The organism is Staphylococcus sp. 191 (assembly GCF_011174885.1).
GTDB classification, from domain to species: Bacteria; Bacillota; Bacilli; order Staphylococcales; family Staphylococcaceae; genus Staphylococcus; species Staphylococcus coagulans.
Genome location: NZ_PNRJ01000012.1, coordinates 71,368 through 83,198, shown reverse-complemented (window position 1 = coordinate 83,198; position 11,831 = coordinate 71,368). Strand labels below are relative to the sequence as shown.

Here is an 11,831-nt window from a genome sequence, read left to right as displayed (position 1 = left end):
ACGCATTAAACAACAAAATAACGTTGCTTAATGCGTTATCGTCTCGCCAACCGATGTTGACAAAGAACCATTATTAATAGACAATCATCTTGGCGCTTCCTTTTGATATAAAACTTCTTATCGAATGAATTTGCTTTCCTAGGGGACAGCCTCAGCCTGTAGTCTTCAGCTCGCCCTGTTTCCTCAAGAGTCTCATCATAACGTTAATTTTGATAAATATGAATTTGAGGCGATTTATCATCTTTTGTTTTTGAAATAAGTGCGCGGGATTCACTTCCATCTTTAATATGAATTTCGTAATTATCGACTGCTTTGAAGTCTTTTTCCCCCAATTGTGTTACATATTGTGTAATACCAATTAACTCAGCCTTGCCATAATAGTCAATAGGTAAATCCACTACAAGTTTTTTTACTTTTTTATGTTTAAATTCTGCTTTACCAACTGCCTGTGTAAAGTTAGAAAAATAAGATTGTAGACTATTGTTAAAGTCTTTGAAGTTCGCATTTAAATTTTCATTTAAATCTTCAGCATCCCCTGAAGGTAGTAAAACAGTTTTTTGATCTAATTTTTGCCATTCAGATAATTTAGAGCCATTTTCTTCTGAAGTGGCATAACTTACAAAATGGCCGGGTATAATATCTTCTTGTCCAGACTGGATGTAAACAGCAAATGTAATTGGTATATCTTTCAAGTCTTCATTTTCTCTCAGTCTTGATAGAATTTCCTCCGCCATTTCTTGACCTTTTTCTTTAACTTCTTTTTTGTCTAACTTTTCATTGTAGGTCTCACCATATTTTTCTTTTTGATAGTAATAAATACTATTCATCGCAAGACCTATAGTCATACCTTTAATATTATTTCCTTTTGTATCGCCATTATCATAATAATCTTGCTCTAGGATGTTAGAGAGATATGCTGGTGAATTTTTAGCGATTTTTTCTTCATCTGTTTCGCCATTTACTGAAGGGTTTAAACCTAAGTTTTCAGTCGCGTTTTTCTCTTTCTTTTCTTTATCACTCATTTTATCCAATTCTTTTTTTGTATATTTAGGCTTAAGATAGGCTTTAATGGTATCTTTGTCTAAATATTGACCATCTTGATAAAGATAATCATCAGTCGGATAGACCGTTTTACTAATATCAAGCAGACCATCTTCAAAATTTTCTCCATTATAACTATTCGCCATATTTTCTTGAATAAGACCACGCGCTTGACTTTCTTTAAAAGGAAGGATTGTTCGGTAATCGTCTCCTTGAACATCTTTATCAGTCGCAATTTGTTTCACTTTATTACGATCTTGTTGTTGAGATTCGGTGTTTTGCTTTGAAGATTTGGAATCTTTATCATTAACAGGTGAACACGCTGTTAACACGAGCGATAAACCTAAAACAAGCACAATTGACTTTTTCATCGCCTAACTCCTTACGCTTTAATTTCGGATTGTTTCTCTATAAAATCTTGTTCCGTCCACACCATTGTACCAAGTGATTCTGCTTTTGTTAATTTTGATCCTGCATCTTCACCTACAATAACTAAATCTGTTGATTTTGTGACACTACTTGTAACTTTTGCACCTTGTAATTTCAACCAATTAGAAGCTTCCGTTCTCGTCATTTGTTGTAACTTACCTGTGAGAACAATCGTTTTACCTGCAAACTCAGGATGGCCCTCGATTTCAGATAGTTTTTGTCCTTTAAAAGTCATGTTCACATCTTTTGCCTTTAACTTTTCAATGAGCGCACGAATATCATCATTTTCTAAGTAAGTAATCAAGGACTGTGCTAATTTTTCACCCACATCATAAATTGCAACAAGTTCTGCTTCTGTTGCTTTAAATAATCGGTCCATCGTTTCATATTTTTCTGCAATGACTTGACTCGCCTTTACACCTAAATGACGAATACCTAAACCAAACAATAAATGTTCTAACGACTGTGCTTTTGATTTTTCAATCGCATTGAGTAAATTTTGCGCTTTCTTTTCACCCATTCGTTCTAATGGCAATAAATCTTCTTTTGTCAGATAAAAAATATCACCTACGTCTTTGATAAGTTGTTGCTCATACAGTTGCTCAATAATTTTCGTACCAAGACCATCGATATTCATCGCTTGTCTTGATACAAAATGAATTAACCCTTCAACGAGTTGTGCTTGACATTTAGGGTTAATACAACGCAATGCAACTTCGCCTTCTATGCGCACTAATTCGTGACCACAACTTGGACAATGTGTTGGCATATGGTACTTAACTACACCATCTGTCCGTCTATCCAATATGACACGCACCACTTCAGGGATAATATCTCCTGCTTTTTTCACAACGACACTGTCACCGATACGTATATCTTTTTCATGAATTAAATCTTCATTATGCAAAGAGGCTCTTGAAACAGTTGTTCCGGCCACACGTACTGGCTCTAAAATAGCCGTTGGTGTCACTACACCTGTTCGACCAATACTCAACTCAATATCTAATAAGTCCGTGATGACTTCTTCAGCCGGAAATTTATAAGCAATCGCCCATCTTGGAGATTTTTGAGTAAAGCCCATTTCCTCTTGGTAATCAATGTTATTAACTTTGATAACGATGCCATCGATATCGTAAGCTAACTGCTCACGCTGTTCTGTCCAATAATGAATATAATCAATGACCTCTTGCATTGTCCCTTTTTTACGTCGCTCTGGATTTGTTTTAAAACCGAGAGTATCCAGTTCATCTAGCGCTTCACTTTGGGTCGTAGCATCTAATTCTGTAAAGTCATTGATGCTGTACAAGAAAATATCTAATTTTCTTGCAGCTGCTAATTTTGAATCTAACTGACGTAAAGAGCCCGCAGCTGCATTTCGTGGATTGGCAAATGGTTGCTCACCACGTTCCGATTTAGCATCGTTAAGCTTCAGGAAAGATTTTCGTGGCATATAAGCTTCCCCTCTAACTTCAAAAGAGATATTCTTTTTTAAAGTTAAGGGAATGGCTTGAATCGTTTTTAAATTCTCTGTAATGTCTTCACCAGTGGTACCGTCGCCTCGCGTTAATCCTTGAACAAATTTACCATTTACATATTTCAAGGAAACCGCTAAACCGTCGATTTTCAACTCGCACATATATTCCACTTCTCCGACAGCATCTCTCACACGTTGATCAAACTTTTTTAAGTCTATTTCGTTAAATGCGTTCGATAAGCTCAGCATTGGCGTATCATGACGAACTTTTTCAAATGATGACTGTGCTTGCCCCCCTACTCTGACAGTAGGTGAATCAGAAGTTTTTAGTTCAGGATGATTTTCTTCAATATCAATAAGCTCATGCAACAATTTATCATATTCACTGTCAGGGACACTTGGGCTATCTTGAACATGATATTCATAGTTATACTGATGTAGCAATCGGTGCAAAGTTTCAACACGTTGCTTTAGTTCTTTCATCCCTTAATCCTCCTTTTTAGAAATCGGTGCAAATTGTGCTAACAAACGTTTAGGCCCTTCAGATTTAAAAATAATGTCCAATTCAACCGAACCATTTTTATTATTTACGTTGGACACCATGCCTTCACCCCAAGTTTTGTGCGTCACTTTATCCCCTACTTTCCAATCTGATGAAACGGCAGATTGGTTACGATTTTGAACTGTACGCTGGCTAAATCCACGTTTAACTGGCTTTTTATGTGATCCTATTGTTGTAGATTGACGTTGTTCAGGAAGATTCAACAGGGATTCTGGGATTTCGTTCAAAAAACGAGATCTAGGATTGGATTGTGGTCGTCCATATAACGTCCGAGATGAAGCATGGGATAAATACAACTCTTCTTCAGCTCGCGTGATGGCCACATAACTGATTCTTCGTTCTTCTTCCATTTCATGATCATCTTCACTTTTGATTGCACGTATATGTGGAAATATTGACTCTTCCATCCCAATAATAAATACAACTGGGAACTCTAATCCTTTCGCTGAGTGCATAGTCATCAAAGTAACGCCATCTTCTAAGTTGGCTTCATCCACATCTGCAACCAATGATAAATCTGTTAAAAAGTTAATTAATGATTGCTCTTCTAACGGTGTATTTTCTTCATAATCATGAGGAACAGACATAAATTCATCGATGTTTTCCAATCGACTTCTCGCTTCTAACGTTTGTTCACGTTCCAACATTTCACGATATCCAGATTTTTCAAGCACTTCTTCAACTAATTCACTAATCTCAAGAAACTCTTGCTCTTTCATTAAATGACTCATCAGTTCATAAAATGTTGCAGCAGCTTGAGTCACTTTTTTAGATAAACCGATAAAATCAACCTCCGCAAGCGCTTCAAACATACTCATATCATTTTGAGCTGCATAAGTGGCAATTTTTTCAACAGACGATGGGCCAATCCCTCTTTTTGGCACGTTAATAATGCGCTGTAAACTGATATCATCAGCACTATTTGCGATAAGACGTAAATAACTTAAAAGATCTTTGATTTCTTTACGATCATAGAACTTTTGTCCCCCCACCATGACATAAGGTACATTAGATTTCATAAACGTTTCTTCAAGCACACGTGATTGAGCGTTTGTGCGGTATAAAACTGCGATATCTTTATAATGTTTCCCTTTCTTCTGTTGTTTTAATATCTCTCTGACGACAAATTCTGTCTCGTCTCTTTCACTTACCGCTTCGTAGTAATGAATTTTTTCGCCTTCTTGATTGGCTGTCCACAAGCCTTTAGGTTTACGCTCAGTGTTGTTTCGGATCACTTCATTAGCTGCAGTTAAGATGGTTTTAGTAGAACGATAATTTTGTTCAAGATAAATTGTGCGTGCATTTGGGTAATCTTCTTCAAATGATAAAATATTTTGTATATCTGCACCACGCCAACCATAAATGGATTGATCTGAATCACCCACGACACATAAATTTTTAAACTTTTGCGCAATTAAATTCACTAAAGTATATTGCGCTTTATTTGTATCTTGATACTCATCTACATGTATATATTGGAATTTGTTTTGATAATAGTCTAATACATCAGGAACGCGCTCAAATAATTTAATTGTTGTCATAATTAAATCATCAAAATCTAACGCTTGATTTCGAATCAGTTGCTTTTGATAACCTTCATAGACCGTAGCGACCATTCGACTATAAAAATCATTCGCCTCTTCCATCGCATGTGCAGGTGTTTTTAATTCGTTTTTTAATTGGCTAATCGCACCAATAAACATACGTGGCTCATACTTTTTAGGATCAATATTATTCACCTTCAACACATCTTTTATGACTGATTTTTGATCAGTAGGATCAATGATTGTAAAATTTCGTTCAATCCCTATTCGATCTGCATCTCGGCGTAAAATACGCACACACATCGAGTGAAAAGTTGACATCCAAATCACTTCTGCTGCTTCTCCCACTAACGCTTGAACACGTTCTTTCATTTCTTTTGCTGCTTTATTTGTAAATGTGATGGCTAAAATGTGATAAGGAGATACATCTTTTTCATCTAGTAAATAAGCAATGCGGTGTGTTAAAACACGTGTTTTGCCTGATCCCGCACCTGCCATAATTAAAAGCGGTCCTTCTGTCGTTCTTACCGCTTCACTCTGTTCTTTATTCATATTCTTTACGAGTGGATTCATTATGTTCTCTCCTTTATTTTAGTCGTTTTAATAGCTGCTTTAATATCTTCATAGATGACATTACCCACTATAATTGTATCTGCAATCGCTGCCATTTCCTTCGCTTTTTCAAAATTGGTAATCCCACCACCGTAAAAGAGTTGGGTATGCTCTAATTCATCTTTGGCAGCTTGTACCATTTCAGGTTCACCATATTGACCGCTATATTCGATATAAAGGATAGGTAACCGGTACAGTTTTTCAGCCATCTGTGCATACGCAATAACGTCGTCTTCATCTAAGTTTGCCGATGCTTGCGTATGTCGACTCACTTGACTATTCGGATTTAACACAACATAACCCTCAAAAATCAATTCATCAAAATTAATCATATGACCATATGCCTTTAAGGCACGATGTAGCAAGCCGTTATGAAATGTTACATCGTTACTGTTCAAAACAGTAGGTATAAAATAAAAATCAAACCCTGGCATCGTGCTCTCAAGATTTGAAATTTCTAATGCTAATGGTAATGGGTAACGGCGCACACGACTCATCAAATGTATGACATTATCTTCTGTCACTTGGTCCGTGCCACCTATCATAATTGCGTCTGTATTAGACATACAAATCATCTCTAAATCTTCATCTGAAATTTCTTTCGCTGGATCAAGTTTAAAAATGTGACGCCATTCTTTTATATCATACATGAACCTGACTCCTTTATTTTTCGTAACTTATATTATAGCACTTTTGACTATTGATATCTAAAGTTCATCACCTTTTCAATATAGTTTTTCGATTCATTTTTTGAACCTTTTTTTAAATGGAGAAAAGCTCATCGATATATGTCTTCTTAATGGCACATTATCCTCATGGCACTATTCATAAAAAGCGAGACCGTATACGATGAACAATACGATCTCGTTTATCAAAAATAGAATGAATGCTTCTCTACAAAATATAATGCACACTTAAAAATACTCCTTACAACTTCCATGAATGGAAATGCTGTAAGGAGCATGATTAATATAGTGTTTTAGTGCTTTACATTTCTGTTTCAATGTTCATACGCTCTAATATCATTGTATAGGCATCATTGCCCCACTGTAAAGAGCGCTTCACACGTGAAATTGTAGCTGTTGAAGCACCAGATTCTTTTTCAATTGTTGCATAGGTATAACCTTGCTTAATCATTTTGGCAACTTGAAGTCTTTGAGATAAAGATTGTAACTCATTGACAGTACATAAATCGTCGAAAAATTGATAACATTCTTCTCGTGTTTCTAATGTCAAAATCGCATCAAACAACTCATCTAATGCTTTTCCACGTAATTTTTCAATTTGCATGCAAACAGCCCCTATTTATATAATCTAACACTACTTAACCAATTAAATCGTTTTTGAGCCATCTATTTACTCTAAGCCGACTCTTTTAAATATTGTATCAACTTGATTGAGGTGATGTCTAGGGTCAAAGCAAGCATCTAAAGCTTCTTTTGATAACTTGTCAGTAATTCGCGTATCTGCTTCTACAAGTTCTCTAAATGGTGTTTTTGTTTCCCATGATTCCATCGCTTTTGGTTGAACAAGGTCATAAGCTTCTTCACGAACCATCCCTTTATCAATTAAAGCTAAAAGGACGCGTTGTGAGTAGATTAAACCGAATGTTTTATTCATATTTGCAGTCATATTTTCTTCATATACTGTTAATCGGTCAATAATGTTTGCAAAACGATTTAAGGCATAGTCCAATGCTATTGTAACATCTGGTAACATAATGCGCTCAGCTGAAGAGTGAGAAATATCGCGTTCATGCCATAATGCTACGTTTTCGTATGCAGTCGTTAAATAACCACGAATGACACGTGCTATACCAGTGATGTTTTCAGAGCCGATTGGATTACGTTTATGCGGCATTGCAGAAGAACCTTTTTGACCTTTTGCAAAAGATTCTTCAACCTCACGTGTTTCTGTTTTTTGTAGGTTACGCACTTCGACAGCAAATTTTTCAAGAGAAGTTGCAATTAAACTTAATGTCGCAATATAGTATGCGTGACGATCTCGTTGCAATGTTTGTGTAGAGATTGGCGCTGTTCCAATTCCTAAATGTTTACAAACATATGCTTCAATTTCAGGTGGGATATTCGCAAAAGTACCGACTGCACCACTCATTTTACCGACTTCTATTTCTGTTCTTACACGTTTGAAGCGTTCTAAGTTGCGCTCCATTTCCGCATACCATAGCGCCATTTTCAAACCAAATGTAGTCGGTTCTGCATGAACGCCGTGCGTACGTCCCATCATCAAAGTCGTTTTATATTTTTTAGCTTTAGCTGCTAAAATTTCAATAAAACGTTCCAAGTCCTTTTCGATAATGTCATTCGCTTGCTTGATTTGATAGCTTAATGCTGTATCAACCACGTCAGTTGAAGTTAGACCATAATGAACCCATTTGCGTTCTTCACCCAAAGTTTCTGAAACTTGTCTTGTAAAAGCAACGACATCATGGCGTGTTTCTTGCTCAATTTCTTTTGCTCTTTCAACATCTACACGTGCATGTTGACGAATTTTTTTAACTTCATCTTTTGGAATGTAACCCAGTTCGCTCCATGCTTCACTAGCAAGAATTTCAACTTCTAACCATGCTTCATAACGGTTTTGATCAGTCCAAATTTGAGCCATTTCTTCTCTTGAATAACGTTCAATCATCTTATATAAACTCCAATCTTCTAATTTAGTTTCATTATATCAGAACTAAAAATCATGTACATTATCTATTCAAACAAATTTATCGTTCGTAATCAAGTGTAAATATAGCTAATTTTACATTACATCGATGCTTAAAACACCTAATTCACGAACTATAAAGATTTTCTAATTATAAATGTACGCTTTCAACCTCAGATAGATCACCAGATGTTTCAGATTTAGGGCGTGAATCAAAAGGTTCTTTTGCTTTCAAAAAGCTTATTATGACTTCATTCCTGATAAATAGGCACATAGTCAGCAAAGAAAAATGAGTCGAGACGACATCACATCTCAACTCATTTTCTTACCTGTAAATTCTATTTCTTGTCTTAATACTTCGATCTCACCATTTGCATTTTCTTTAAATACAGGCTTTTCAAAACGCTTAACCGGCATATAGCCAGCTGCCCTCATTCTAGCTAAACAATCTTGAATCGTTTCATCCGCTTCCACTTTAAATTTCATCTGTATCATACGCCTTTACTTTTTTACTTCTAACACCTTTAACCCAAAATCCACCATGGATATTACGTGGCTCATACGCAATAATAAATGCTTTGGGATCCAATTGTTTAATGGTATCCATCAGTTTCAATTCATAGCGACGTGGCGTTAAAATTTGCATAACTAAGCGGTCGCCATCACGACCATGTGCACCAAAATGCGTAACGCCATAACCTAAATCACGGAGTTGTCTTGGTAAATCTAACTCATAATCTGCTGTTGTCACATTCACTACAGAATAGCCAAGTGCCAACTTTTCTTCGATTTTCATACCAACGATAATACCAACAGAAAAACCAAGTGCATAAGCAATCACGTTTTGAAATTGATCTAAATTTGACATCACCATTCCTAAACCAATGACATAAACAAGTACTTCCACAAAGCTGACAACAGCTGCGATATAACGATAACCTTTAAGTGTTAATATCATTCGCATTGTTAATGCTGTCACATATGCGACGTTGATGGCAAATATCGAAATGAGCATCATCCAAGGATTATCATTGATTACACTCATACGCAACCTCTTTTCATAATAAAATCTAGCTCATTGTATCAAGTTCACATTATTTTGTCATTACATTTATTTAGGCCACGTATAGCGTGTGTAAGCCAGTTCACGTTTATGTGCATTTTTTATATAATGTTGTTCAATGATAGCCGCTTCTTCGGGGCGAATTGTTTTTCCTTCTAAATAATCATCGATAGCTTGATAAGTAACACCCAGTGCCTCTTCATCTGGCAATTGTGGTTTATCATCTTCTAAATCTGCTGTCGGCTGCTTTTCATATAAATGTGCTGGAGCGTTCAGATACGCTAATAGCTGTCGCCCTTGTCGTTTATTAAGACCGAATAGCGGTGCAATATCAGCTGCACCATCACCATGTTTTGTAAAAAAGCCAGTAATATTTTCAGCAGAGTGGTCTGTACCGACGACAATACCGGATAAATTCGCAGCAATCGCATACTGCGCTTTCATACGTTCGCGCGCTTTTTCATTTCCTTTTTGAAAATCAGTCAAATCGATACCAGCTTGTTTTAACGTTTCAACACTTTGATCAACAGCTGGCTTAATATTCACAGTGATAATACGGTCAGGTGCAATAAAGTTTAGCGCATCTTCAACTTCATCGGCATCTTTTTGAACACCATACGGTAGTTTCACTGCAACAAATTGAATATCTTTTCCAGAGTTTGCTCTCATTTCTTCTGCTACAAGTTGAAGAAGTTTTCCAGTTAATGTAGAATCTTGCCCGCCAGAGATTCCTAATACTAAAGTACGCACAAAAGGATGTGATTTCACATATTGTTCTATGAAATGTTTAATTTTCTTAATCGTTTCAGCACTATCAATGACAGGTTTCACCTTCATTTCATCTACAATGATAGACTGCATTTTACTCATAGTCATAACGGTCTTCCATCTCCTTAACATTTTCAGCCACTTCAAATATACGTTTTTGCTTATTTTCCCAACATAACGTACTTAAATCAACTGGATATTCTTCAGGATTTAAATAGCGTTTGTTTTCTTCCCATAGATAATTTAAATTGTTTTTCAAATAAGCTTTTGCTTCTAATTCTGACGGGCAGTCATAGACAAGTTGCCCTTCTTCAAATATATCATGGTGCAAATCAATCGCTTTAAAATGCTTAATACGCTTCATTTTATAAGTATGAATAGGATGAAACATTTTAAGCCGTTCTTCTTGATTTGGGTCTTCGTTGTCTAAAGTAATATAATCCCCTTCAGATTTGTTGTTTTTCGTATTAATGATACGATAAACTTTCTTTTTGCCTGGCGTCGTCACTTTTTCAGCATTGTTTGATAATTTGATGCGATCCACAAGTTGACCATTGGCATCTTCAACCGCAACCATTTTATAAACTGCGCCTAAAGCAGGTTGTTGGTAACCCGTAATTAATTTTGTACCAACACCCCAAGAATCTACTTCAGCACCTTGAGCTTTTAAACTGGCAATCGTTTGCTCATCTAGGTCATTTGAAGCAATTATTTTAGCATCCTTAAAACCAGCTTCATCAAGCATTTTACGGGCTTCTTTCGATAAATAAGCAATGTCGCCAGAATCCAGTCGAATACCGATAAAGTTAATTTGATCACCGAGTTCCTTAGCGACTCTAATTGCATTCGGTACGCCAGATTTCAACGTATGAAATGTATCAACGAGAAAGACACAATTTTTATGTCTTTCAGCGTATTTCTTGAATGCTGTATATTCATCGCCATAAGTTTGTACAAATGCATGGGCGTGTGTACCAGAGACCGGTATATTAAATAATTTTCCTGCACGAACATTACTTGTTGAATCAAAACCGCCAATAATAGCAGCTCTTGCACCCCAAACAGCAGCATCAAATTCATGCGCACGTCTAGTCCCAAATTCCATTAAAACATCGTCGACTGCAACTTGTTTAATTAAACTTGCTTTAGAAGCGATTAACGTTTGGAAATTGATAATATTTAATAGCGCAGTTTCAATAAGTTGCGCTTGAATGAGAGGTGCTTCTATACGCATGAGGGGTTCATTACTAAAACAGAGTTCACCCTCTTGCATTGAACGGATATTACCCGTAAACCTTAATTCTTTTAAATAGCTCAAAAAGTCATCTTGATAACCAATGGACTTTAAATAAGTAATATCTGATTCAGAAAAATGTAAGTTTTCTATGAATTCAATGACACGACGTAATCCATTAAAAACAGCATAGCCACTCCCAAATGGCATATTTCTAAAATATAAATCAAAAACTGCTTTACGTTCATGAATGCCATCAAACCAATAAGACTCTGCCATATTGATTTGATACAAATCGTTGTGCAACATTAAACTATCATCTTTATATTGATACATGATGTTACTCCCACTTCTCCTTTAACAATCGTTTTTATCATACCTATAATATCACACAATATCGTGGGATTCTTTATTCGACACTGCAATTCTGTGGA

At 36.1% G+C, this 11,831-nt stretch carries 10 protein-coding genes; all 10 read right to left on the bottom strand.

The window, feature by feature from the left end; genetic code table 11:
• Positions 1-203 precede the first annotated feature (203 nt).
• The 10 genes from C1H58_RS09050 to C1H58_RS09005 all read right to left on the bottom strand — a co-directional run bounded on the left by C1H58_RS09050 (position 204) and on the right by C1H58_RS09005 (position 11,733).
• Positions 204-1,412: a CamS family sex pheromone protein gene (locus C1H58_RS09050; protein ID WP_165546009.1), complete on the bottom strand. Its 1,209-nt coding sequence runs from the start codon at positions 1,410-1,412 to the stop codon at positions 204-206.
• A gap of 11 nt (positions 1,413-1,423) precedes the next feature.
• Positions 1,424-3,427, bottom strand: a complete 2,004-nt coding sequence (ligA, locus tag C1H58_RS09045; protein ID WP_165546008.1) for an NAD-dependent DNA ligase LigA — start codon at positions 3,425-3,427, stop codon at positions 1,424-1,426.
• Between the two features lie 3 nt (positions 3,428-3,430).
• Positions 3,431-5,623: a DNA helicase PcrA gene (gene pcrA, locus C1H58_RS09040; protein ID WP_165546007.1), complete on the bottom strand. Its 2,193-nt coding sequence runs from the start codon at positions 5,621-5,623 to the stop codon at positions 3,431-3,433.
• Positions 5,623-6,312 carry a heptaprenylglyceryl phosphate synthase gene (gene pcrB / locus C1H58_RS09035; protein WP_165546006.1) on the bottom strand — a complete coding sequence of 230 codons (690 nt, stop codon included), beginning with the start codon at positions 6,310-6,312 and terminating at the stop codon, positions 5,623-5,625. The genes pcrA and pcrB overlap by 1 nt, the downstream gene beginning before the upstream one ends.
• Positions 6,313-6,649: 337 nt before the next feature.
• Positions 6,650-6,952, bottom strand: coding sequence for a YerC/YecD family TrpR-related protein (locus tag C1H58_RS09030; protein ID WP_016425534.1), 303 nt, complete (start codon positions 6,950-6,952; stop codon positions 6,650-6,652).
• A 66-nt stretch (positions 6,953-7,018) separates the two neighbouring features.
• A complete protein-coding gene (gene purB, locus C1H58_RS09025) occupies positions 7,019-8,314 on the bottom strand; it encodes an adenylosuccinate lyase (protein ID WP_016425535.1) in 1,296 nt (431 codons plus the stop codon).
• A gap of 330 nt (positions 8,315-8,644) precedes the next feature.
• Complete coding sequence (locus C1H58_RS09020) at positions 8,645-8,818, bottom strand: NETI motif-containing protein (protein ID WP_082165719.1); 174 nt, start codon at positions 8,816-8,818, stop codon at positions 8,645-8,647.
• Positions 8,808-9,377 (bottom strand): DUF2179 domain-containing protein, encoded by a 570-nt coding sequence (locus tag C1H58_RS09015; RefSeq protein ID WP_016425537.1) that lies wholly within the window; start codon positions 9,375-9,377, stop codon positions 8,808-8,810. The genes C1H58_RS09020 and C1H58_RS09015 overlap by 11 nt, the downstream gene beginning before the upstream one ends.
• Before the next feature lie 66 nt (positions 9,378-9,443).
• Positions 9,444-10,265 (bottom strand): ammonia-dependent NAD(+) synthetase, encoded by an 822-nt coding sequence (gene nadE / locus C1H58_RS09010; RefSeq protein ID WP_165546010.1) that lies wholly within the window; start codon positions 10,263-10,265, stop codon positions 9,444-9,446.
• A complete protein-coding gene (locus tag C1H58_RS09005) occupies positions 10,258-11,733 on the bottom strand; it encodes a nicotinate phosphoribosyltransferase (protein ID WP_050330522.1) in 1,476 nt (491 codons plus the stop codon). Before C1H58_RS09005 ends, nadE begins: the two co-directional genes overlap by 8 nt.
• Positions 11,734-11,831 lie beyond the last annotated feature (98 nt).

Excerpts from the sequence above, each read along its gene's own strand:
- C1H58_RS09030 (WP_016425534.1), bottom strand. The coding sequence starts at position 6,952 with ATGCAAATTGAAAAATTACGTGGAAAAGCATTAGATGAGTTGTTTGAT.
- ligA (WP_165546008.1), bottom strand. The coding sequence starts at position 3,427 with ATGAAAGAACTAAAGCAACGTGTTGAAACTTTGCACCGATTGCTACAT.
- C1H58_RS09015 (WP_016425537.1), bottom strand. The coding sequence starts at position 9,377 with ATGAGTGTAATCAATGATAATCCTTGGATGATGCTCATTTCGATATTT.
- C1H58_RS09005 (WP_050330522.1), bottom strand. The coding sequence starts at position 11,733 with ATGTATCAATATAAAGATGATAGTTTAATGTTGCACAACGATTTGTAT.
- purB (WP_016425535.1), bottom strand. The coding sequence starts at position 8,314 with ATGATTGAACGTTATTCAAGAGAAGAAATGGCTCAAATTTGGACTGAT.
- nadE (WP_165546010.1), bottom strand. The coding sequence starts at position 10,265 with ATGAGTAAAATGCAGTCTATCATTGTAGATGAAATGAAGGTGAAACCT.
- C1H58_RS09020 (WP_082165719.1), bottom strand. The coding sequence starts at position 8,818 with ATGAAATTTAAAGTGGAAGCGGATGAAACGATTCAAGATTGTTTAGCT.
- pcrA (WP_165546007.1), bottom strand. The coding sequence starts at position 5,623 with ATGAATCCACTCGTAAAGAATATGAATAAAGAACAGAGTGAAGCGGTA.
- pcrB (WP_165546006.1), bottom strand. The coding sequence starts at position 6,312 with ATGTATGATATAAAAGAATGGCGTCACATTTTTAAACTTGATCCAGCG.
- C1H58_RS09050 (WP_165546009.1), bottom strand. The coding sequence starts at position 1,412 with ATGAAAAAGTCAATTGTGCTTGTTTTAGGTTTATCGCTCGTGTTAACA.